This is a genomic window from Croceitalea dokdonensis DOKDO 023, from assembly GCF_001306415.1.
Lineage (GTDB): Bacteria > Bacteroidota > Bacteroidia > Flavobacteriales > Flavobacteriaceae > Croceitalea > Croceitalea dokdonensis.
The window spans coordinates 401941-427244 of the sequence record NZ_LDJX01000002.1; the positions used below are offsets into that span (position 1 = coordinate 401941).

The window sequence follows — 25304 nt, forward strand, 5'->3', positions numbered from 1 at the left end:
CCAGTCACGTTTACAAGTATCTTCTCAATTCTTTTTAGAGAGGTCCAGCCAATCTGGAACGGTTTTAAAGCTGTTGTTTTGGTATCTTTGGATAGTGTTTTTAAGGGTTACGGGGTCGTACTCCATCCAATCTATTTGTTCTTTAATCTTTAAATTGTCATCAAATTGCAACCAAATGGTAAACTCCATTCCCCAATCGGTATCCACTAGAATACCATCATAATAATATGGACTTATGCGGCCTTTACAGGCAACTGTTTTTCCTTCCACCACCAATGAGGTCACATTTAAGTGTGGTTGCCCAGCATACAGTTTCTTAAATCTCTGTCCCTCCTCATCCCATTGGTAAAACCGTTTTAACTGCCACAGACTATCGAGTTCCAATTGCAGCGTAATGTCTTTAAAGCGAACATCTTGCCTGTAAAAGGAACAGAACACATCCCAATTGGAGCGTTCTGCAAAGGTCTTAAAATAGGCCTTGGCCACTTGGCGTACTGCTTCCTCTTGTTTTTTTTCTTCCGGCTTTTGGATGTCTAGGCAACTATTTGCCGTTATAAAAATCAGGAGTAAACATAGGCCTCTTAAAACTCCAATACTTTTATGAATTGTTACGTGATTTACCTCCCTGATAACCATAGAAAAACTTGATATAAATATACTGAACCAAACCCATTGTGCATTTTGATTAAAATTCGTCAATTCCAGTGATTTTAAGATACGAAGTATCGTAAAATGGTATCGAGAATCAGAATTTTAGCAATGAAACCTAGTTCTCGATACTATTTCTTCCAGAAAAAGCTCGAACTCACGGTTTTAAATCTAAAAAGCATTCAAAATGAACAACGGGTTGAACCAAATAAAACCTTTTCCAGTTGATGACTTTAGCGTAAGAAAACGCCAATAAAATCCAGTATGCTTCAATTTCATATGTTTAGGACAGCGGGAACCCATAAATATGGAACTACTCAGCAAGCGTTTTTTGTTTGGGTTCTTTTTTGAAAGCATTGTTGAGCAGATAAAAAAAGACCATACCCGTAAAATAACACAATACGTCCAGCCAGTCTGAAGTATAACGCGGGTTCACGTCTGGCAGATACCACTCAAAATACACACAAAATAGAAGGGTGACCGTAATTTGAAGGGATAGCGGTATAGATAGGTAAGCATCAGACTTAATCACCCTAACCGCCCTTAGCGCTATATTCAAAACAATGGGCATACACAAAAGGTCGTTCAAGTGATTATGGACAAAATCAGGTAAAGAAAACTGCAATTGTTGACACACATGAACAGCCGTCGCAGTCATAAGAAAAAGCCAAAAATAGTTTTGTAGGGCCCAATTATAGATCTTCTCCCGTTTCATACTTTAAAATTATGCAGCAATGTAACCTACCAAAAAAGCCAGAAACGAACCTATGGCCAATACAATTACCCAAATGGAATAGAGAAATTGTACTGGAAAACGAATAAAGGGATTCCTATGTACCCTTGCTTTTTCAAAAAGGTCGGTAATACGGTTTCCCTTTGCCTTGGCCAATTTTTCCTCTATGACCTCACGTTCTTTCCGTTCCAGTTTTCTTTTAAGATAGGGGTTGATCACGGCGCCACAATAGGCACAATAATCACGATTGATATTGTCTTTTTTGCATTTTGGACATGTTCTATAGGGCGAGTTCGCCATAGCGCTATCTTGTTTTAACCGTTCACCAAAAATCTGAATGGATTATGCTAATCATCCTCAAAATCAACGGTAGACTGTCTTTCCCTGTTTACGATCAGCTTGGTCACATCTGGCCTTGAGTAGTGGCCCACGGGATCAAAATTTTGGCGTTCTTCATATACCCGGTTGACATCTAAAGTATGGTAAAATAATCCTTCTTTACCTATAATTGGTTCCACCAGCCATTCCCCATCGGGTCCTGCAATACAAGACCCCCCGTTGGCCAAAACTTGTGGCGCTTTTTCCAAAATCCTTTCCACATGCGGGGTGTCCTTTGGAAAGTCATCTTTGGACATCATGGCAGAGACAGAAACCACATAGCTACGGGACTCCCGGGCTATAAATCGGGTAATATCCTTGGTATTATGGTCGCTACCGGGCCATACTGCAATGTGTAGATTCTCACCTTGGCCGTAAAGCGCCGCTCTTGGCAAGGGCATCCAATTCTCCCAACAATTTAGTCCGCCAACGGTAAATTGTTTTAAGGGGTGCACTTGTAGCCCGTTACCATCACCAGGCGCCCAGGTCAGCCGCTCATCGTAGGTTGGTTGTAATTTTCGATGTACGGATTTGATTTCGCCTTGTTGACTGATATAGACCAAAGAAGCGTAAATACTATGGCCACCTCGGTTTTGGGGCCGTTCCATGATACCCAAATAAACCGCGATGGAATTTTTCTTTGCCAATTGGCAAATACCGTCCAATTCTCCCCCCTCTATCTGAATGGCGTTACGAACATAATGCGCATGCAGTTCTTTATTTACATTGGTGTTCCATTGCGCTCCTCCGGTCAATGCCAACCAAAATGGATATCCAGGCAATAATGCCTCGCCAAAAACAATCAGCTCACTTCCATTTTTGGCCGCTTCAATTACCGTAGCTTCTATCTTTTTAATCGTTGCCGCTTTGTTTAACCACACCGGGGCAATTTGTGCCATGGCTACTTTCAATAGATTTTCCATACATAATTTTTTTGACGATTCTTACCCCTTCCCTTAGCCTCTATTCTTTAGGCTTAAAACCTACACTAGCCGGTTTAACAACAAATCAAGATCAATTAGTAAAATACCAAATACCCCTGAGACAATAATAAATTTTATAATGTTATGAAGCCAGATGTACTGCGTCTTGTTTTTGGATAGCCAAAGTAAGAGCAAAAACAAACATAAAAGCAGGAGTACCGCTAGAAAATACAGGTACATTAAACCGATATCGAATTTGGTAATCAACAGGTAACTGGGCAATGCCGTTAAAACTATCAATATGGTAATAAGCACTTTAGATGTTGTTGCGCCGTACAACACGGGTATGGTCCGGTAATTCTGGGCCATATCCCCTGCCAGATTCTCCAAATCCTTGACCATTTCCCGGGCCAGAATCAGTAGGAACAAAAAAAGCGCATGTACAAAAATGACGGTCTCAACATTTTTATAGTACACAAAAACCACAAAAAAAGGTGCAATGGCCAAGGTTGCAGAGACCATGTTGCCCAAAAAAGGGTAGCGTTTTAGCTTATGGGAATAGAGCCAAATGCCAAAAATATAGGCGGCAAAGAACAGCACTGCCCTAAAAGAGATATAACTTGCAGCAAATACAGCAAGAAAATTCAATACAAAATAGGTGGTCAATTTAAACCGTTGGCTTACCAAACGATCTAACATGCTTTTTGTAGGCTTGTTGATCAGGTCCTTTTCTGCATCATAAAAATTATTGATAATGTACCCAGCGGCGATGACCAAGGCAGAGGAGGTAACAATTAAAAACAAATTGATATCCAACACCACAGCGGACAAAGGCAAATCTGGAGATAAGATGAAGATGGATGCCAGATATTGGGCAAGGGTAATCATGAGAATATTGTACCCACGTACCACAGAAAATAGACTCAACAGCTTATACAGCAAGAGTTTATTTTTTCTAGTAAGCATCTAGGAATTTTAGAAGTTGTACACCACTTCCAACTGATGGCCCTGTAGGGATTTTTTGGCTTTTTCAATGTCCTCGGTAAACCCAAGAATATATCCTCCACCACCGGAACCACAAAGTTTAAGGTAATAATCGTTTGTTTCTATACCCTTTTGCCAAAGCTCATGAAATTGTTTGGGTATCATGGGCTTAAAATTATCCAATACCACATGGGAAAGCTGTTTTACATGCCCCAGAAGCCCTTTGATATCCCCATTTAAAAAATGGTCTACACAGGCATCGGTATGTTTAATGAATTTGTCTTTCAACATATTTCTAAAGCCTTCCTGTTTCATCTGTTCCATGAAAATCTGCACCATTGGCGCTGTTTCCCCTATCATTCCACTATCCAATAAAAATACGGCTCCCTTACCTTCCTGGTTCTGACTGGGCAAGCTAGTGGATTCAATATTATCTTTTGAGTTGATTAAGATAGGAAGGCTTAGGTAACTATTCAGTGGATCTAAACCGGAAGATTTACCATGGAAGAAGGATTCCATCTGACCAAAAATGGTCTTTAACCTCAAAAGCTTTTCCCTTGTAAGGTTCTCTAATACCGTAATTTTATCTACGGCATATTTGTCATATATGGCCGCCACTAGGGCGCCACTGCTCCCAACACCATACCCTTGTGGAATGGAACTGTCAAAATACATACCTCCGTCAACGTCCTTTTTTAAGCTTTCCAAATCAAACGCTACAACACCACTTTCCTGCAAGTTTTCCAAGTGCTCGGCAAAACGCGCTAAACTTTTATTGGACGCTATGGCTTCCGGGGAAGGATTATCTTCTGTTTTAAGTGCCCCTTTGAAAAAATTATAGGGAATGGATAGACCTTTGGAATCTTTAATGATTCCATATTCACCAAACAGGAGAATCTTTGAGTAAAACAAGGGTCCTTTCATAAGAAACTTTGGTATTAAACCTATTTTGTTTAACCATTACACATGTAAATATAAACAAAGTAGTTGTGTTACCAATTCATTTTTAGATAATTGGCTTCTAGTTAACATAGAACGCCCAAAAGCACCTCCTAGTATGGCACTTAAATTGTCAGTTCTTTAGCTCCTTTGCCTATTCGATCACAAATATACTGCCCTGCCTCACAGTGCACAACCAATTGATCTTTAATAAACTCCATTGCTTTTTCCTTTACCTTTTCCGGATAGAGCACATGTACATTGGCACCGGCATCCAAAGTAAAACAGATGGGCATTTTGGTGGCTTCCCTAAAAGCCCAAATCTTATGGATAACCTCCAAGGTGTTGGGTTTCATTAAAATAAAGTAGGGTTGGCCTGTCATCATCATGGCATGCAGGGTCAAGGCTTCACTCTCAACAAGTGCGATAAACCCTTCCAAATCCCCTGACTTAAATATAGGTTGCAAGCTTGCCATGTTTTCGTGGGCTTGGGAAAAGCGTTGCGCGGCAAACGGATGGTTGTGCATTAGCCCATGGCCTATAGTGCTGCTAACCGTTTTTTGCCCTTTGTGCACCAATAAAATGGTATCATGGTAATTCTTAAAGTTTTCGTGCACCTCAAAAGGGTAATGGATACCGAACAAATCGCTACTGTTGGGGATACCGGACGTATGGCCCCATTGGATTAAATCACCCTCTATACTGCGGCAGGCACTCCCGGAGCCCAGGCGGGCCAAAAAAGAGGCCTTTTTATTAAAATAATCCGCTGTCATTTCTGGTCGCGCCATCCTTTCCACAGAAAGCAAACATAGTGCCAATGCCGCCATACCGCTGGCAGAGGAAGCAATACCGCTGCTATGTGGAAAAGAATTGGTTGTTTCTATGGTAAAATCATACCCCTTTAAAAAAGGAAGGTAGGGCTCCACACGGGTTAAGAAAGTAGCTATTTTTGGCTTGAAATCCTCTTTTTTCTGACCATCAAAATAGAGTTCAAATGAAAAGTCATGAGCCGGTGCCTTTCGTTTTTGAAACAACAGGGATGTGGTGGTTGCACAGGCATCCAAAGTAAAGCTCACCGATGGGTTTGCGGGAATCTGATTGGCTTTCTTGCCCCAATACTTTACGAGGGCTATGTTACTAGGAGCTTTCCATCCAACCTTTGCTGTCGTGGGCATGGATTCTGATGGTTGGAACACAAAATCATTTTCGGTCATTACCATTGCTTTGGGGCAAAGATAATTCAACCTTTAGTACCAAGGGCAAGGATTGCCCCTTTGCAGCTTTAAAAACCCAGGTACATGTAAAGATAAATTGCTATTTTAGTGATTAACCCACTTCCTATGAAAAGAAAACTCCTAAAGATAGCTGTTGCCGTTGGGATTTGCGTTTTGATCGGTTTTCTTTCCAGTATCGCTACCCAAAGTTCAGTTAACGATTGGTATGTAACCCTTAACAAACCTAGTTTTAATCCCCCAAATTGGCTATTTGCACCTGTTTGGACCCTTTTATACGTAATGATGGGCGTGGCAGCAGGCCTAGTCTGGAGTAAAGGATTTCATCACGTATGGGTTAAAACGGCACTTTACCATTTTGGGTTTCAGTTGTTGTTGAACGCCATGTGGAGCATTGTTTTTTTTGGGTTAAAAAATCCCTTGATGGCCTTATTTGTAATCTTGGTACTCTTGGTTATGATCGCTCTCACGATTAAATGGTTCAAGGTCGTGAGCAAAAAAGCAGCATGGCTAATGCTCCCCTATCTTATCTGGGTAAGCTTTGCAACCGCACTCAATTTCAGCATTTGGTATTTAAACTAAGTACGTTTGGCCGCCAATTGAAGCCTGGGTAAAAGGATATTCCACGTCCTCATAACTACCTGTGTCCAAATGCGTTCTTGCATCAAAATTAGGATTCCATCTTCTTGCATAGCACCCTTATCATCTTTTACTTTTAACTAGCACTTTTTCAATAGAACATCCGTAATCGCTTAAGCCAAATCCAAAAGTTGTCCGTTTGCTATTCAATTTAAAGTGCGTTGGTTTTATTCCGTGTTTCCATCCTACCTGATTTACAGTATCCATATTACTGATTATCAACCCAAAACCATACTGTATCAAAACACCCTTTTAAGTCTTCTATCCTATTTTTTAGATGGCCTCCGGGATAGGTTCCAAAAAGAATAACAACAAAGTTGCACATAGCCTCCCTCTTGTTTTGTCCAAAGTTTCTAATCCTAGTTTATTTTAGTAATTTTCAAAACCATAAAATGAATTCATGAGCCAATATATCCTTGCCTTGGACCAAGGCACCACCAGCTGCAGAGCGGTTGTATTTGACCAAAAAGGAAGCATCGTTTCCATGGCACAAAAGGAGTTTACCCAAATTTTTCCGCATCCTGGATGGGTGGAACATGACGCAACGGAAATCTGGTCCACACAGGCGGGAGTTGCCGCGGAGGCGGTTACAAAAAAAGGATTGGAAGGGGAGCAAATTGCCGCTATTGGCATTACCAACCAACGGGAAACTGCGGTGGTATGGGATCGCAAAACGGGGAAACCCATCTATAATGCCATTGTGTGGCAGGATAAACGCACCGCTACCTATTGTGAAGCCTTAAAAGCAGCTGGTAAGGCGGATATGATTCGTGAAAAAACGGGTCTTGTCATCGATTCTTATTTTTCGGCTACCAAGGTAAAGTGGATATTGGACCATGTAGAGGGCGCCCGGGCAAAAGCGGAGGCTGGCCAATTGGCCTGGGGTACTATAGATTCTTGGTTAATCTGGAAAATGACACAGGGACAGCTGCATATTACGGATGTCACCAATGCTTCGCGTTCCCTGGTGTTCAATATCAATTCCATGGCATGGGACAATGAACTTTTAGACCTGTTCGCCATCCCTAAAAGCATGTTACCAGAGGTGCGCCAATCCAGTGAAGTCTATGGCCATACCAGTCCCAATTTCTTTGCGGCCAAAATTCCCATTGCTGGAATTGCGGGCGACCAGCAAGCTGCTTTATTCGGACAAATGTGTACCTCAAAAGGCATGGTAAAAAACACCTATGGAACAGGTTGCTTTATGCTGATGAATATTGGGGAAGAGCCCGTAAAATCCAAAAATAACCTATTGACCACAGTGGCATGGAAAATAAATGGCAAAACCACCTATGCCTTGGAAGGAAGCATTTTTATTGCCGGTGCGGTGGTACAATGGCTTAGGGATAGTCTAAAAATCATCAAAAATTCTTCTGATGTAGAAACTTTGGCCGCTTCCGTAGAAAGTTCCGATGGGGTTTATTTTGTGCCAGCCTTTGCCGGCCTTGGCGCTCCCCACTGGAACCAAAAAGCACAGGGTACCCTTTTTGGATTGACCCGTGGCAGTACCGATGCCCATATGGCTAGGGCCGCATTGGAATCCATTGCCTACCAAACTATGGATATTTTAAAGGCAATGGAAGCGGATTCTGGGGTTGCGATAAAAGAACTTAGGGTAGATGGTGGTGCCACCGTAAACAACTTATTGATGCAATTCCAGGCTGATGTCCTAAACACCACGACGGTACGCCCAAAAATTGTGGAAACCACGGTCATGGGGGCGGCATACCTAGCGGGATTGGCGGTAGGCTACTGGAAAAGTGCAGAAGAAATTCAGAATATCTGGCAAACCGATGTCCACTTTAACCCCAGTACCAAGCGCGAACCTATTGAGCAAGGCATCTCTGGATGGTATAGGGCCATTAAAGCCTTGGAATATTGGTCACAACACTAGGTAGTAGGGAACCAACGAATAAGTTTCACCCCTAAAAACACCATTAACCATTATCAAAACAAAATGACTCCCTTTATCGCTGAAATTATCGGAACGTTTTTACTCATCTTGTTAGGTTGTGGGGTAAATGCCAACGTGGCATTGAGCAAGACCTATGGCAGTAATTCTGGCTGGATTGTCATAACCACAGGTTGGGCCCTAGCGGTGTATACGGGTGTGGTGGTTGCCGGACCGTACAGCGGGGCGCATTTAAATCCCGCAGTGACTATTGGACTTGCCTTCGCAGGGGAATTTTCCATCTATGACATACCCCATTATATTGCCGCACAGTTTATAGGTGCCATGTTCGCCGCTTTCATGGTTTGGTTAATGCACAAAGATCATTTTGATGCCACGGTGGACAAGGGGGCAAAACTGGCCGTTTTCTGCAATACCCCTGCCATCCCCAATGTGTTGACCAATGTATTGACCGAAATTTTGGGAACGTTTGTATTGGTCTTTGCTGTCTTATTCTTTACGGATGCCACCATGGCAAAGGACGGGACTATCATTGGTCTTGGTTCTTTAGGGGCATTGCCAGTAGCTTTGATTGTTTGGGGCATTGGGCTTTCCCTAGGAGGGACCACCGGTTATGCCATTAATCCTGCCCGGGATTTAGGGCCTAGAATTATCCATGCCTTGGTTCCGATAAAAAACAAAGGGAGCAATGGTTGGGGATATGCTTGGATACCTGTTGTGGCTCCAGTTATAGGAGCTGTGCTAGCCGCAATACTATCCAATATCCTTCAATGATTCCTCTTTTGCAACAATAGCTTTTGCAGCTAAAAATGCTCCCGTCCAAGCATTTTGAAAATTAAACCCACCTGTAATGGCGTCCACATTGATCACCTCCCCGGCAAAATAAAGATTAGCCAATACTTTACTTTCAAACGTTTTGAAATTAATTTCCTTTAGGTCTACACCACCGGCGGTAACAAATTCCTCTTTAAAAGTGCTTTTCCCCTCCACCCTAAAAACGCACTGGGTCAATTGTTCCACGAGTCCTTGGAGCACTTGGTTAGAGGCATCTGCCCACCTAAGGTCCGTAGAAATTCCGGAGGCTTTTACCAAATTGGTCCACAACCGTCTTGGCAAATCCACAGGTTTGGTCTTTAAGATGGTTTTTTTTGCCTCCACGTCTTTTACGGTTAAAAACAAGCCAAATAAGGATGCTGATGTATATTCCGGCACCCAGTTTACCCGAATTTTAAAAGTATAGTTAAGGGCGTGCAAGGGGAGCGCTCCCCAGGCAGATAACTTAAGGATAGCTGGTCCACTTAATCCCCAATGGGTGACCAAAACTGGACCCTCCGCGGTAAGAATGGCCTCTTTTTTGACTGGTTTACTTTTTAAGGCAACGACAATATTGGAAGCTAGATGATTGTTGGGCAATACCTCAACATATGCCTGTGTACTGATGCCTGGGATACTTTTTATGCGATCGTCGGCAATGTTAAAGGTAAACAAAGAGGGGACCGGCTTTACAATATGATGGCCCAAACCTCCCAATTGTTCCCAAATTTTAGGATTACTTCCCGTGGCCACAACCAAATAACGACAATTATAATATTTGTTCTTGGTGGTTACCCGCCATCCTTCCTTGCCATTGCCTAAAGGATTTATGGCCTTTATCGCATAATTCTTCAAAATCCGGACGCCCAATCTTTCCGCCTCCTCAAGGAAACAATCTATTATGGATTGGCTATTGTCTGACACCGGAAAAATACGACCGTCTTCCTCAATTTTTAAAGGGACCCCCCGCGTTTCAAAAAACTCCATGACATCACCGGTAGCATGGGAATGAAAAGGGCCAAGTAGCTCCTTTTTACCCCTTGGATAATGGTTGACCAAATCTGTTGGGTTGAATGCCGCATGTGTGACATTGCACCTACCTCCACCAGAAACTTTTACCTTGCCAAGTACGGTTTTTCCCCGTTCAAAAATGCCAATGGACAAACCGGGATGTTCTGTTGCCAACTGGATAGCGGCGTAGAAACCTGCCGCCCCACCTCCTGCAATGATTACATCATACATTAGTGCATCCTATCTGGATAGTTCGTAAAGATACCGTCTACCCCATAATCCGTGACCGTTTGGATGTCTTCCGGTTCGTTTACCGTATACGTGTATACCTTAAAACCTGCGTTTTGAATCTGTTGGGTCTTTTCTGCATCTAGATGTTTGAACCATGGATTAACCGCTACGGCCTTCAACTCTTTGGCCACGGCTATGGCCCCATCCATCTCCTCATCTTCTGTTAAAACGGCTATGGCAATATCAGGATTTAATTTCCTAAGGGTCCTGAGCTCATCCCAGTTAAAACTGGAAATCACAAACTTTTTAAAGTCCCATCCCCGTTTTTCCGAATAGAACTTCACAATATGGTTCACACGGTCCGCCGTATTTTTTCCTTTAAGCTCAATATTCAGGGCCACCTGGTTATTAATGAGTTGTAACACTTGCTGTAACTGCGGTATCCTGTGATTTCCTTCCAGTATCACCTGGTTTAGTTCTCCAATGTAATATTCATCAATCCGGCCGGGTGCATTTGAGATTCGGTCTAAAGTATCATCATGGAAAACCGCAATTTCACCACTTCTAATCTTGTGAACATCAATTTCTATCATATCCACCCCCAAATCCAAAGCCTTTTGTACGGAGGCCAAGGTATTTTCCGTCTCATAGCCCATAGCGCCACGATGCCCTATAATTAATGGTTTTTTCTTTGCCATTTCACAAGAAATTAAGGTCACTGCCAAAACAAAAATAAAAAGGGATGTTTTTTTCATCATTAAATATGGTATGAATTCTTTATTTGACTACTGCATGAACCTGTTCCTCGCTGGCACGTTGCTCCACTACATGCGCCGGGACACTGCCATGTTTTTTTAATTATTTTGAGGTCTAAACAGACGGGCTTTACCGTCTTTCATTGGTTTCCAACTGTAAAATTAAAGATTCCAACGGTCTTAACACAATGTAAATACTTCCCATTTCCCCATCTACCAGCAAGGAGCCTTTGAATTTTCCCCCAAGGACATCTATCGCTTGATAGGTACCTTTTTTTAGATTCCATTTTTGGATTATTTCTAGAGGTACCTTTAGGTCAATAGCGTACTCCTTGTCCGTATCAAAATTGGCTACTATAATAAGTCTTTCGGTATCTGACCAGCGTACAAAGGAAAAGACACGGTGATCATACGTAGGCGTCTTCTCCTTGTTAAAATAATGTATTTCCCTATACTCGCCCATTAAAGCGGAACTTCCAACGGTAAAATTTAGCAATCGCTGGTAAAAATCACGTAGGTTTTTTTCTTCTTGGGTCAACTGTCCGCCATCAAACGTTTTGTTGTTTACCCAACGTTGGTGCGCTGGCACCCCTATATAATCAAAAATAGAGGTCCTTGATGGACTACCATAGCCAGCGTTTTCTGACCCATCTTCCCCAACTTCCTGCCCAAAATAAAGCATGGTTGGTGAACTGCTAAGGGTAGCCGAAACCACCATGGCGGGTTTGGCAATTGCGGCATCACCTACAAATTCCGGACTAGAAATCCGCTGTTCATCATGGTTTTCCAAGAAATGTAACATGTGGTGCTCTATATCCTGCATACCACTTTGTACGGTATGGATATGGTCTGTCCACCCGTACCCTTTCATGATATGTTTTAAACTATCGTACAATTCTACCTTGTCGTACAAATAGTCCATCTTTCCTTTAAAAATGTATTCCCTGTAGAGATTTGGGTTATATACCTCTGCCAATAGAAAAGCGTCCGGGTTTTTCATTTTGATGGAAGAATTCATAAAACTCCAAAATTCAACTGGCACCATTTCGGCCATATCATATCTAAATCCATCCACCCCCATATCTAGCCAATACAAGGCAATATCCCTAAATTTTACCCAGGAATCGGGAACGCTCTTTTCTTTCCAGAATTGGTAATGGGCCTGGTAATCCTTTGTGGCATAGTCATCTGGAAGCGTATCAAAATCCTTGCTACCGTCCGGTTTCAGCCCATAATTTATCTTTACGGTCTCATACCAATCATTGGCGTTTGGCTGGGGCAACCTAGATCCATTTCCCGTCCATTTTGCGGGAACCTCAGTAAACTTTCCATCGGCCAACGGATTCTCCCTTCCTCCCAAAGGCAGGTATCCCTTTGGCCATTCTGGCACCTTAAATTCGCTATTGGGAATGTAATAAAAGTTGTTGTCCCGGGCATACGCCACAGTGGTATCGTCTTCTGCCCCAAAATCCTTTACGCCCTTGGGATTGGTAAGACCTTTATAATTTCTGGCAACATGGTTGGGCACAATATCAATGATCACCTTCATGCCATGTTGGTGTGTTCTATGGACAAGTGCCTTAAACTCTTCTAGCCTATGTTCTGGTTGGACCGCTAAATCCGGATTTACATTATAGTAGTCTTTCACGGCATAGGGAGAACCTGCTCGACCTTTCACCACATCCGGATCGTCATTTTTAATCCCTATTGCGGTATAATCATTGATGACGGCATGGTGGGGAATGCCGGTATACCAAAGGTGGGTTACGCCCAGCTTTTTAATTTCCGATAGGGCCTTGTCATCAAAATCTGCAAACTTGCCAACGCCATTTTCCCCAAGGGTGCCCCACGGGATGTTGGCGGTATTGGTATTTCCAAAAAGCCGCGTGAAAACCTGATAAACAACTGCTTTGTGTTTTTTGTCCTTCATGTTTTCCTTTGGTTTAACATCATCTGCACAACTTACCATGCCCATGGTTAACAGCACCGTAAGGGATATACTGACGGATTTTTTCATACGGTGACTTCCTTCTGCGGTACCAATACCACCCGTTCACCGTTGACGCGGATGGACATTTCCTCAGTTCCTTCCAAGAAAAACTGGCTTGCTCCCTCCTTTACGGTGACCTTGATAATCCGGTTCCTAAAGTTCACCTTAAAAGAGTAGGATTTCCATTCTTTTGGTATTTGCGGGGTAAAGTGCAGTTTATCATCCAATACCCGCATCCCGCCAAAACCTTCCACGATACTCATCCAAGTACCTGCCATGGAGGTAATGTGCAGCCCTTCTTCCACCTCTTTGTTGTAATCGTCCAAATCTAAGCGTGATGTCCTCAGGTAAAAGGTATAGGCTTGGTCCATCCTGCCCAACTTTGCCGCCTGTATGCTATGGACGCAGGGCGAAAGTGAGGATTCATGAACGGTAAAGGGCTCGTAGAAATCAAAATGACGTTCCAGCTCTTCAATGGTAAAATGGTCCTCAAATAGATAAAAACCCTGCAAAACATCGGCTTGCTTAATGTAGGGCGAACGCAGGATACGGTCCCAGCTCCATTTCTGGTTTATAGGCCTTTGGGACCTATCCAAGTCTTTTACCTGTACCATCTCCTTATCCAAAAAACCATCTTGCTGCAGAAAAACCCCATGTTCCTTGGAACGTGGGAAATACATGTTTTTTGCCACTTTTAGCCAGCTATCCACTTCATTGTCCGTAAGCTTGGTATGCGCCATGACCCTATCATAATCCTCTGGATAGCCGTCCTTTACCTTTTGGATTTGCTCTGTTGTAAATTCTATGCACCATTTTGCCAAGTAATTGGTGTACCAGTTATTGTTGACATTGTTCTCATACTCATTGGGTCCGGTAACGCCCAAAATCACATATTTATTTTTGTTTTGTGAAAAGTTGGCTCTTTGGTGCCAAAATCTAGCGATACCTATGAGGACTTCCAATCCCATTTCTGGAATGTAGGTATAGTCCCCGGTAAATCTGTAATAGTTGTAGATGGCAAAAGCAATGGCCCCGTTTCTATGGATTTCCTCAAAGGTAATCTCCCATTCGTTATGGCACTCTTCGCCGTTCATAGTGACCATGGGATACAGGGCGGCCCCGTTTGAGAATCCTAATTTCTCCGCATTCTCAATGGCTTTTTCCAGATGGTTGTACCTGTATTCCAATAAACTCCAGGCTACCTTTTGGTTTTTTGTTGCCATGTAAAAGGGAAGGCAATAAGCTTCGGTGTCCCAATAGGTACTCCCGCCATACTTTTCCCCAGTAAAGCCCTTAGGGCCAATATTTAACCTAGAATCCTTACCCAAATAGGTTTGGTTTAATTGAAAGATATTGAACCGAATGCCCTGTTGTGCTTTAACGTCACCGGCAATGGTTATGTCACTCATGGCCCAAATGTCTGCCCAAGCGTTTTTCTGGGTTTCCAGCAGCCCATCAAAACCAAGGATAGCGGCCTTGTCCAAAACAGAGTTGGCCGCCCCAACCAATTTCGTGGCATCGTGGTTGGTAGATACGGTGTAGCCACCATATTTAATCAAACTCACTGTTTCCCCTTCTTGTAAGCTCTCCTCAAATTCCAAGGTTACCTTCTTTTCAGTGGTTCCTACTTTTTTGGGCACTACATTCTTACCCGCAAAATTGGCCTCTGCATGCATAAAAGTACAGGTTCCAAAATGGGTCTTCATGGTATGCGCCTCAATAAATGCCCTATTGTCTTTGTGGGAGACGTTGGTGATGTTCCAAAAGGCATCATCCCAGTTGCTGTCCTCATTGGTGATGCCAGCATCTACGTAGGGACTCACCTTCACCCTTGCAGGCTTGTTCTTTAAGGTAAGTTGGTACTTTATGGCCCCAACTTCATCAATCTCTAAGCTCAAAAACCTCAAAATGTTGACCTCTACTTCAATATCATTGGCTGTGATGGCCTTGAAGGTCCTCCGGTACCAGCCTTCCTTCATGTGCAACTCCCGCCTAAACCCAGTGATTTTTTTACAGGTATTTAAATCTAGGGGGACATCATCCAAAAAAATATGAATACCGATCCAATTGGGGGCGTTGAGCACTTTCGCAAAATACTCTGGATATCCATTCTTCCACCAACCTACCCTAGTTTTATCTGGATAATATACCCCGGCAATGTAACTACCTTGAAAGGTTTCACCTGAATAAGTTTCTTCAAAATTGGCACGCTGACCCATGGCGCCGTTACCCAAACTAAAAAGACTTTCAGATGATTTTATGCGTTCTACATCAAACCCTTCCTCTATCAAGGACCAAGGGTCTGGTTGAATATAATCTTGATTCATTGCCTTGCCGTAAAATGATTTTGAGCAAACTTAATTAATTGTAGAATCCCGTTCAATTAAAGTTGGTGATAAAATTTTGGTTTTAAAAGATGGTTCTTCCAGCTCGCTTTCTATTTTTTCGATCAGTATTTCAGCGGCTGCCTCGCCCATTTTTTCTCCATGTTGATCTATGGCAGTTAAACTTGGGTTGGCATATTTGGACAAGAGGCCATCTGTAAAACCGATAAAGGAAACATCTTCCGGTATCCGCTTCCCTTTGGACTTGAGATACCGCATACCGGAAATGGCAAAAATTTCATTGACGCACAACACGGCATCCACTTCAACGGAATCAAAGAAATTTTTAAATGGCTTCTCTTCCATGCCCATGGTAGGCATTTGTAGAATATACTGCTCTTGCACCTCCATATGGTTGTCCTTTAAAGCGCGGACAAACCCAGTTTTTCGTTCCCTGCTCACACTAAGATAGTCCTCTGTGGTCACGAGGGCAATTTTTTTACGCCCCTCATCTATCAATTTTTGGGTAGCCAAATAGGCGCCCATCTGATCGTCTATGATGACCTTATCGCAGTCCACCTCATTGGTGATCCTATCAAAAAGAAGCATGGGGATGCCCTGTTCTATCACCTCTTTTAAATGGTTATAATCGCCTTTTAACTGGGTGTCCGAGGATAGGGACATGATAAACCCGTCTATACTTCCATTGGCCAGCATTTCCATATTGATTACCTCCTTATCAAAAGACTCGTCAGATAGGCAAACAATGACATTGTACCCTTTAGTATTGGCATATTTTTCCACTCCGCGGACCACCGTGGTAAAAAAATGATGCACAATATCCGGGATAATTACCCCAATGTTTTTTGTCCTTTTGTTCTTAAGGCTGATGGCAATATTATTGGGTTTGTAATTATACAATTTGGCAAAGGCCTGTATTTTTTCCTTGGTGTCCCTACTAATTTCCTCACTGTTCTTTAGTGCCTTGGAGACCGTGGAGATAGAAACCTGTAATTCTTTGGCAATGTGTTTTAAGGTGATTTTTTGTTTCAAAATTGCAAAATGATTAAGAATGAGTTAAAGTAACCATAATTATTCACTGGGAAAATTAACTTAATTCTTTTAACAAAAGTGGGGTGTGGTGCCATCGTATCCATTGTTATGGGATAAAAAAAAGCTTATATTTGCCTCGGTTGAATGTATTAAACCCACAAATTGCGGCTACTTTTTGCGAATGTGGTTTTATTTAAGATTAATTTTATTGTATTGATAACGGGGAAAAGTTATGAACACGAAACCGATTTCGTAATACTTGAGATTTTTCAAAGCTTGCATTTTAACTTAGAATTTACATATGTTTAACGCTTGAATTTAAATTAACTAAACTTAAATTAATTATCTATGAAGATTAGGCTGCTTAAGGGCTTATTGTTGTTGGGAGCATTTATTTGCTTCGGTGCGGCACATGCCCAAACGGTATCAGGTACTGTTTCTGATGCTAACGGACCCTTGCCGGGAGCAAGTGTTTTAGTGAAGGGTACCACAAATGGTACACAAACCGATTTTGACGGTAACTACACCCTAAACGGGGTGGATGGTGACGCTACCATTGTCTTTAGTTACATAGGATTTAAAACCATGGAGGTTGGTGTAAATGGCCGTAGTACGATTAATGTAACCTTGGAAGAAGATGCCCAGGCATTGGATGAGGTGGTCATCATTGGATACGGTACCACCACGGTAAAGGATGCTACGGGTTCCGTGACTTCCGTAACCGCCGAGGATTTTAACACTGGTGTCATTTCATCCCCAGAACAATTAATACAAGGTAAAACTGCTGGTGTCAATATCCAACAGACCAGTGGTGAGCCAGGAGCAGGAATCCAAGTAAACATTAGGGGTTCACGTTCTGTACGTGGTGACAACAATCCGCTGTTTGTTATAGATGGTATTCCTATCGCCGGAGGCAATACGGATGCAGATGGTACTGCAGGTGAGGGAGCGGGATCTGGTTCCCAATCTAACCCATTGGCCTTCCTTAACCCTAGTGATATTGAAAGTATGACTGTCCTAAAAGATGCCTCTGCCACCGCTATCTACGGTGCAAGGGGTGCCAACGGGGTTATCATTATTAACACTAAAAGCGGCAAAGCGGGTTCTGGAGGCGTTTTTGAATTCTCTTCCAACCTAAGTATTGCCTCGCCCGTACGTAAGTTCGATCTTTTAAATAGGGACGAGTACCTTCAGGCTGTTACGGATTTTGGCGGAAATGCTGCGGCCAATGATTTTGGGGGTAATACGGATTGGCAAGAATTCATTCTTCGTTCTACTGCATCTACCAACAATAACATTGCATATTCCCAAAATTATGGTTCAGGGAACATACGAGCCACCTTTGGATATCAAAAACAATTTGGTGTGGTGGAAACTTCGGAATTCGAAAGAATTACGGGCCGTATCAATTGGAACCAACGTTTGTTGGACGACAAACTTATCTTGGGCGTCCAAGCCACCATTGCTAGGGTGAACCAAGAAAGGCCACCAACAGATGCTTCGGCTGGATTTAGGGGGGATATTCTTGGTGCCGCTTACTCTGCCAACCCAACGTGGCCCGCCAACCCAGGATTTGATGATGGTGGTGGATTAATTTTACCTGCCAACTATCTGGCCAATACCCAAAACGTGACCAATACCAACCGCTTTCTTATCAACGGAACTGCTGAATATAAGTTTACGTCTGAGTTTTCTGGTAAAGTGGCCGTTGGTTTGGACCAATCCGATAGTGATAACGTATCTGTTCTTTCTCCAAACCTTTTTAATTTTAATGGGATAGAAGGTCTAGGGTTTGGTACTTACCGTAACCTTCAACGACAAAACGAAACCCTTACCGCTACATTAAACTACAAGAAGGAATTTGCCAACTCTAATTTAGATGTACTGGTAGGGTATGAATACCAAAGCTTTAGAACCTTTGGCTTTAATTCAGAAGGTAGGGGCTTTGGAACCACTGAACTCAACAATATGTCGCAAGACCTAGTGAACGTTGTAGATGGCGCAAGTGCCACCATTGATGGTGATTTCCAAGGGTTTGGCTATGGTACCAATAACAGTGGATTAATCGTAACCAGATTATTCCCAGAGCAATTGGTAGAGACCATTCCCTTTGGTTTTGGAAGGGAAGTAAGCTCCATTGGGTACGATAGCTTTGACAATACGGATGAAATCCAATCTGTATTTACAAGAATCAATTATACCTTGGCCAACAAATATTTGTTTACCGCCACGATAAGACGCGATGGTTCTACCCAATTTGGACCAAATAACAAATATGGTAACTTCCCATCTGGTGCATTTGCTTGGAAGATTAATGAAGAAGACTTTGTTGGTGACAATGTTTCTACGCTAAAATTGCGCTTAAGTGCCGGTGCTACGGGTAGCCAAGGTATTGGATACGGTAACTTTGCCAACAGAATCCGTAACAGCGGAATTGGAACCAACGAAACGTTGCAGGTTTTCCCAGAAAATATCGGTAACCAACAGGTTGCTTTTGACAATAGGGACTTAAAATGGCAAACAGACATCAATTACAACGCAGGTCTTGATTTTGGTCTTAATAACGACCGTTTCCGTGGTTCTATTGATGTTTACCGCAGTATAACGGATGACCTACTGCTGCAGTTACCTCCGGCGTTCCCTTCTACCAGTGAATTCCAGTTTGGTAACTTTGAAGGAAACATCCTAAACCAAGGGGTTGAATTTGCCATCGGGTATGACTTTGCCCAGACCGAGGACTTTAACTTTGGTGCAGACTTTAACATTGCCTACAACTTTAATGAGGTGCAAAATTTTGCCGGTGCCATTAATACCGGTGAAATTAATGGACCTGGTCTATCTGGTGCCTTTGCACAACGTTTGGAAGAGGGCCAATCACTTTTCTCTTATTATATGGCAATTTTTGAAGGCTTTGATGCCAACGGAAACCCAGTATACCAAGACGTGGACGGCAACGGTGTTGGCGATCCAGATGCTGACAAAACCTTTGTTGGTGAAGACGGTTTACCAGATATTACCGCAGGTCTTAATTTAACGGCTTCCTACAAAAATTGGGATGTTTCCGCTTTCTTTACGGGACAATTTGGGTTCTCTGTGTATAACAACACGGCCAATGCCTTATTTAATGCTGGCCAAATAGGTACCGCCCGTAACATTACAAGAAACGTATTGACCGAGGGTGAAAATCCTGGTGCATCCACTGCGGTATCCACAAGATTTTTGGAAAGTGGTGATTTTGTTCGTTTCCAAAACGCAACCATTGGGTACAATGTGCCTCTTAAAGATGGGTCGGCGTTTAAATCTTTACGTTTATCAGTTAATGGACAAAACTTGTTCTTGGTAACTGATTATACTGGGGTTGATCCAGAGGTAACCGTACCAACAGCTTCTTTGGGCTCTGGTATCCCAACAAGAGGTGTGGACTGGTCTGCCTTTCCAAACCCTAGAATTATTACTTTAGGAGTAAACGCTACATTTTAATTAAAAAAATTGTAAACAATCATGAAAAGAAATCAATTAAAAATTTACGCAACGGCAGCGCTTTTTGCTATAGGCCTGTCTTCGTGTACGGATTTAGAGATCGAGGAGACCGATTCCTTGATAACCGATGGATTCCAAGGGTTAGACCCGGAATCTGGTGTCAATAGTGTTTACGGTGAGGTAACCAATACCTTAACCGATCAAGCTGCTACGTATGCTCTTAATGAAGTAACCACGGATGCACTTTTGGTCCCCACCCGTGGCGCGGATTGGGGTGATAACGGTCGTTGGAGAAAATTGCACCAACATGAGTGGGGATTTGAGGAGATTGACATCATCAACCCATTTGCACAATGGACCAGAATACAACTACGTGCTTCACAAGTATTGGATGATAGAAGTGCACCTTCTCCACAAGATATAGGTGATGCTAGCTTTTTAAGAGCCTACGCCATGTGGATGACCTTGGATTTATTTGGTCAAGTTCCTTTTAGGGATACCCAGGCACCTTCCAGCGAGCTACCGACAGTACTTTCTGGAGCTGAAGCCGTAGATTTTATTTTAACTGACTTGGACGCTGCCATAGCCAACCTACCAACGGTTGCGGCTGGAGCGGGCGAACCACTCAGAAGAGCATCAAAAGCAGCGGCACGTTTCCTAAGGGCCAAAGTACTTTTGAACCGTCACATTTATGAAAACCAACTCACAGGTGGTGGTGGTTCACCAGCATCCGCAGATATGGCAGAGGTGATTGCTTTGGTGGACGCCATCGAAGCAGACGGTTTTGGGTTAGATGATTCCAAAGGGTATTTTGAACTTTTTGAGGCATCGGAGGATACCGAGACCATTTGGTGGACAGAATCTTCTACCGGAAACCGCATCTTTAACGGACTACACTATAATTCCACTGGCCTAGGAGGCGGTGGCTGGAATGGATTTAGCACCTTGGCAGAATATTATGACCTATTTGAAGGTGATGCCAATAGCAACAGGTTTGATGTGAATCGAAACCCGTTAGATGGGCAAGAAGAACGCCGCGGAGGCGTTCCTCCACAAGGAATCACTTTTACAAGTGTCGATGGAACTTCTGACAATGGAGGTTTTGAAGACGGCTCTAACGTAGGGCTAGGTTTCTTGATAGGACAACAATACGCTCTTGACGGCACTCCTTTAACGGATAGACAAGGTAATCCATTACAATTCTCAAGGGAATTTGTAGATGGCGACGGTAACCCTAATTTGATCAATAACAGTGAAAGAACTGGAATCAGGGTGCAAAAGTACCAAGCTAGATTTAACGGAGGCTTTACCAACCACTCTATACAGTTTAGATGGGCAGATGCTTTATTAATGAAAGCAGAAGCTATGCTGCGCAGCGGTACAGACCCAACGGCAATGGTAAATGAGCTACGAACCCTAAGAGGTGCCACTCCATTAGGTTCCGTAACAGAACAAGACCTTTTGGACGAAAGGGGTAGAGAACTGTTTGCAGAAGGTTGGAGAAGAAATGATATGATTCGTTTTGGACAGTACCTTAGAGCATGGGAATTCAAAGGAGCGGAGGCTAACAACGCTGCCCGTAACCTGTTCCCAATTCCGCTACCACAATTGTTGGCTAACCCTAACCTACAACAGAATCCTGGATATTAATTCTAAAAGGGTATTATAAGTTAAAGGAGCTGCCTTAGGCAGCTCTTTTTTCTTTATCCCCATCCATAATCTGGCAGCACTACCTAATATTTAGCATCGCTTTTAAACGGTTTTTGTCTAAACTGCACAATTATAGCCAGTGTCCTATATACTAATCCGCTACTCCCTTTTATTCGATTTTCCCTACACTGTAATTTTTCAAAACATCAATACAAAACCAATAAACTTGCCCAAGGTCTCCTAATGGCAATCAAAATTAAATAGGTAATTTTATCCTCCTTAAATTGGCATCAACCCAAAATGCATTTACAATTTATGAAAAGCAACACCATCTATCTTTCCATTTGCCTCACATTATTCTTGGGGTGTACGGAACAGGTAGAGAAACGCTTTGTGGAACGCGATCCTACCTTTACGGGCATCACTTTTAAGAACATCTTAAAAAACACACCTCAACTTAATATACTCAACTATCTCTATTACTATAACGGCGCCGGCGTTGTGGCAGCGGACTTCAATAATGATGGGCTTACGGACCTGTACTTTACCGGCAACGAAACGCCCTCACATCTATATCTCAATCTGGGCAACCTAAAATTTGAAGATATTACCGCGGCATCAGGTATTGGTCCCGTGAGTGGATGGAGCACCGGTGCCACGCATGTGGACATTAACAATGACGGGCTACAGGATATCTATGTTTGCCAGGCCTCCCAATATCGTTCCCTAGAGGGAGTCAACCAACTTTTTATCAATCAAGGGGTCAACAAAAACGGAATCCCCACCTTTGTAGAGGCGGCCAAAACGTATGGTTTGGACTTTAAAGGACTATCCACCCAAGCCGCTTTCTTTGATCAAGACTTGGACGGCGATCTGGATTTGTTTTTACTGAACCATTCCGTACACCCCAACAATAGCTATGGTTTGGGAAAACAACGTGAAGCTTTTGACGCCCTATCCGGCGATCGTTACTATGAGAACACAGGTGGAACCTATGCAGATCAAAGTGCTAAAGCAGGAATCTATCAAGGGAAATCTGGATACGGACTTGGACTATCCATCTCAGACATTAATGCCGATGGATATCCAGATGTCTATGTGGGCAATGACTTTTATGAAAATGACTACCTCTATATCAATCAACAAAATGGTAGTTTTAGGGAAATCATTTCAGGGAATGATCACCAATTAGGGCACACCACGCATTTTTCCATGGGCAATGCCATAGCAGACATCAATAATGACGGCCTCCCAGATATTTTATCATTGGACATGTTACCAGAAGAACTCACAACTTACAAAACCTCTGGACTGGAATACCCCTACCCTATTTACCGCCAATATTTAAACAAAGGATTTGCACCACAGTATATGCAAAACACACTTCACCTTAATTTGGGAGATGCCACTTTCGCTGAGATTGGTAATCTTGCCGGAATTTCAGCGACGGAGTGGTCTTGGGGTGCCCTTATGGCGGACTGGGACAATGATGGTCTTAATGATATTTTTATTTCCAACGGAATAAAGGGAGCGACCAATGATATGGACTATATGAACTTCATTGCCAATGAGGACATCCAAAGGCGTATTGAAGCGGGCATGTCCAAAAACGATATGCCCTTAATCAACGAACTTCCAGAAAAAAAGGTGACCAATTATTTTTTTAAGAACAAAGGAGACATGACCTTTTCCAATGTCAGCCCGCTTTGGTCAGATAGTGGTCCTTCCTTTAGCAATGGATGTACGTATGCAGACCTAGATAATGACGGAGACCTGGATATTGTGGTGAACAACATTAATGACCACGCGTATATTCTAGAAAACACCACCAATACCGCCAACTATCTAAGAATACAATTAAAGGGTAGCGGTAACAACCGCAATGGCATTGGGTCAAAAATCACGCTTTATCAAAATGGCAGCATGCAGGCCCGTGAACATTTTGTTACCCAAGGTTACCTATCCTCTAAGGACCACAACATCCATTTTGGTGTTGGGCAAGAGCCCATTGACAGCGTTAGCATAATTTGGCCAGACGGCAGGACACAAACGCTTAGGAATGTTTCCAAAAACCAGGTGATGCAGTTGTCGTATGAAAATGCCCTGGAGCGCAAAACAAAAGATAGCACGCTCCCAGAAAGCATACAGTTGTATTCCATTGACTCCTTAGTCCCTTTTCGCCACAAAGAGCAAGTTTCCTTGGATTTTGACAGAGAACCTTTGATTCCCTTTGCCAATTCCAATCAAGGCCCCAGTATTTCGGTGGCTGATGTCAATGGTGACAGCCTCCTTGACTTTTTTATCAGCGGTGCCAAAAGACAGGCCTCAATCTTGTATGTGCAAAATCCTCAAGGCAATTTTAAGGTGTCCCAAGAAAAAACCTTTGGGATGGATTCCCTTTCCGAAGATATCACCAGTTTGTTTGTCGACATTGATAACGATACTGACCCAGATTTGATCGTTGCCAGCGGAGGCAATGAATATCTTACCGGAGAGACCCTAAGGCCAAGACTGTACAGGAACCAAAATGGTATTTTTAAGAAGGACACCAGCGCCTTTAAAGATATAGCCCTAAATGCTTCAAGCATTAGCACTATTGATATGGACCTTGACGGCCACCAAGACATCATTCTTACGGCAAACGGGGTACCCCATGAATTTGGAAAAACCCCAAAACAATATATTTTCCAGAATAACGGCAACGGTCATTTTACTGACGTAACCAAAAAAGTAGCTTCGGGTTTTGAGTATGTGGGCAATGTAACGGATATCAAGGTCGTAGATATCAATCAAGATGGGCTTGAGGATTTTATTGCAGTGGGGCATTGGATGCCCATCACCATCTTCATAAATTCAGAACAAGGGTTTAGCCAACTAAAACCCACTGGGCTATCCAATACCTCCGGTTGGTGGAACAGTGTAGACGTAGCGGATTTTGATAAGGATGGCGACTTGGACGTGGTGTGCGGGAATTGGGGGCTCAACACAAAATTCAAGGCATCCAAAACCCATCCCATTACGCTGTATCGGCAAGATTTTGATGCTAACGGCACCGTAGATCCCATCATTACCTATTTTCACAAAGACGTGGAAACCCCTTTTGCATCCAAAGATGAATTGGTGAAACAATTGCCTTTTTTGAACAAGGCCTTTTTATCCTATAAAAGTTTTGCGGAGGCATCTTTAGAAGAACTTTTGGGCAAGACCCAACTTAAAACGGCAGAAAAAAAATATCTGTATACCCTGGAGACCACCTATTTTGAAAACACTGGCAAACTTAACTTTAAACCACAACCACTACCCATAATCACCCAGGCTTCCGCTGTAAAGGATATTATGCTAGAGGACTTTAACAGTGATGGTTATAAGGATGTGTTAATTGTAGGCAATGACTATGAAATAAGCACCCAGTTGGGTAGATTGGACGCTTTTCATGGTTTATTTTTGCAAAATGATACAAAGGGAGGCTTTTATTGGAACAATGATGTGCTGCCAAAGCTATCTGGTGCCTCAAGGAGCATTAAAAAGATAACGGTTAAGGACCAAGTTGGATATATCATTGGCCGAAATAATTACACTCCCTTATGGATCGTGAAAAAGAAAAAATAA

18 protein-coding genes are annotated in these 25304 nt (G+C 42.8%); 6 read left to right on the forward strand and 12 right to left on the reverse strand.

The genetic code is table 11. The annotated features are described in order from the left end of the window. Positions 1–24: 24 nt before the first annotated feature. The 7 genes from I595_RS05280 to I595_RS05310 form a co-directional block, all read right to left on the reverse strand. Positions 25–636, reverse strand: a complete 612-nt coding sequence (locus tag I595_RS05280; RefSeq protein WP_054558345.1) for a hypothetical protein — start codon at positions 634–636, stop codon at positions 25–27. A gap of 325 nt (positions 637–961) precedes the next feature. Then, complete coding sequence (locus I595_RS05285) at positions 962–1363, reverse strand: hypothetical protein (protein ID WP_054558346.1); 402 nt, start codon at positions 1361–1363, stop codon at positions 962–964. A 9-nt stretch (positions 1364–1372) separates the two neighbouring features. Next, positions 1373–1681 carry a hypothetical protein gene (locus I595_RS05290; RefSeq protein ID WP_054558347.1) on the reverse strand — a complete coding sequence of 103 codons (309 nt, stop codon included), beginning with the start codon at positions 1679–1681 and terminating at the stop codon, positions 1373–1375. Between the two features lie 47 nt (positions 1682–1728). Further along, positions 1729–2682: a carbon-nitrogen hydrolase family protein gene (locus I595_RS05295; protein ID WP_054558348.1), complete on the reverse strand. Its 954-nt coding sequence runs from the start codon at positions 2680–2682 to the stop codon at positions 1729–1731. 60 nt (positions 2683–2742) lie between these two features. Continuing rightward, positions 2743–3648, reverse strand: a complete 906-nt coding sequence (locus I595_RS05300) for a geranylgeranylglycerol-phosphate geranylgeranyltransferase (protein ID WP_054558349.1) — start codon at positions 3646–3648, stop codon at positions 2743–2745. Positions 3649–3657: 9 nt separating this feature from the next. Next, positions 3658–4590 (reverse strand): mevalonate kinase family protein, encoded by a 933-nt coding sequence (locus tag I595_RS05305; protein ID WP_054558350.1) that lies wholly within the window; start codon positions 4588–4590, stop codon positions 3658–3660. Positions 4591–4730: 140 nt separating this feature from the next. Beyond that, on the reverse strand, positions 4731–5819 hold the full coding sequence (locus I595_RS05310) for a diphosphomevalonate decarboxylase (protein ID WP_054558682.1): 1089 nt from the start codon (positions 5817–5819) through the stop codon (positions 4731–4733). Positions 5820–5945: 126 nt separating this feature from the next. Here I595_RS05310 and I595_RS05315 point away from each other — a divergent pair, with 126 nt between their 5' ends. The 3 genes from I595_RS05315 (at position 5946) to I595_RS05325 (ending at position 9162) form a co-directional block, all read left to right on the forward strand. After that, complete coding sequence (locus tag I595_RS05315) at positions 5946–6419, forward strand: TspO/MBR family protein (RefSeq protein ID WP_054558351.1); 474 nt, start codon at positions 5946–5948, stop codon at positions 6417–6419. 457 nt (positions 6420–6876) lie between these two features. Beyond that, positions 6877–8370: a glycerol kinase GlpK gene (gene glpK / locus I595_RS05320; protein ID WP_054558352.1), complete on the forward strand. Its 1494-nt coding sequence runs from the start codon at positions 6877–6879 to the stop codon at positions 8368–8370. A 63-nt stretch (positions 8371–8433) separates the two neighbouring features. Then, positions 8434–9162, forward strand: coding sequence for an MIP/aquaporin family protein (locus tag I595_RS05325; RefSeq protein ID WP_054558353.1), 729 nt, complete (start codon positions 8434–8436; stop codon positions 9160–9162). Here the strand turns inward: I595_RS05325 and I595_RS05330 are convergent. The 5 genes from I595_RS05330 to I595_RS05350 form a co-directional block, all read right to left on the reverse strand. After that, positions 9142–10443: a BaiN/RdsA family NAD(P)/FAD-dependent oxidoreductase gene (locus I595_RS05330; RefSeq protein ID WP_054558354.1), complete on the reverse strand. Its 1302-nt coding sequence runs from the start codon at positions 10441–10443 to the stop codon at positions 9142–9144. The two genes, I595_RS05325 and I595_RS05330, sit on opposite strands and share 21 nt — an antisense overlap. After that, entirely contained in the window at positions 10443–11198 is a 756-nt protein-coding gene (locus I595_RS05335; protein WP_054558355.1) for a glycerophosphodiester phosphodiesterase, read from the reverse strand. Before I595_RS05335 ends, I595_RS05330 begins: the two co-directional genes overlap by 1 nt. 130 nt (positions 11199–11328) lie before the next feature. Then, positions 11329–13215 (reverse strand): alpha-amylase family glycosyl hydrolase, encoded by a 1887-nt coding sequence (locus tag I595_RS05340; RefSeq protein ID WP_054558356.1) that lies wholly within the window; start codon positions 13213–13215, stop codon positions 11329–11331. Beyond that, the gene (locus tag I595_RS05345) at positions 13212–15515 is read right to left on the reverse strand and encodes a glycoside hydrolase family 65 protein (protein ID WP_054558357.1); all 2304 of its coding nucleotides are present in this window, start codon (positions 15513–15515) and stop codon (positions 13212–13214) included. Before I595_RS05345 ends, I595_RS05340 begins: the two co-directional genes overlap by 4 nt. Before the next feature lie 30 nt (positions 15516–15545). Beyond that, a complete protein-coding gene (locus tag I595_RS05350; protein ID WP_054558358.1) occupies positions 15546–16565 on the reverse strand; it encodes a LacI family DNA-binding transcriptional regulator in 1020 nt (339 codons plus the stop codon). A gap of 348 nt (positions 16566–16913) precedes the next feature. Between I595_RS05350 and I595_RS05355 the strand changes: the two genes are divergently transcribed. The 3 genes from I595_RS05355 to I595_RS05365 all read left to right on the forward strand — a co-directional run bounded on the left by I595_RS05355 (position 16914) and on the right by I595_RS05365 (position 25304). Next, positions 16914–20045 carry a SusC/RagA family TonB-linked outer membrane protein gene (locus I595_RS05355; RefSeq protein ID WP_054558359.1) on the forward strand — a complete coding sequence of 1044 codons (3132 nt, stop codon included), beginning with the start codon at positions 16914–16916 and terminating at the stop codon, positions 20043–20045. 21 nt (positions 20046–20066) lie between these two features. Further along, positions 20067–21695, forward strand: a complete 1629-nt coding sequence (locus I595_RS05360; protein ID WP_054558360.1) for a RagB/SusD family nutrient uptake outer membrane protein — start codon at positions 20067–20069, stop codon at positions 21693–21695. A 315-nt stretch (positions 21696–22010) separates the two neighbouring features. Then, positions 22011–25304, forward strand: a complete 3294-nt coding sequence (locus I595_RS05365; RefSeq protein ID WP_054558683.1) for a VCBS repeat-containing protein — start codon at positions 22011–22013, stop codon at positions 25302–25304.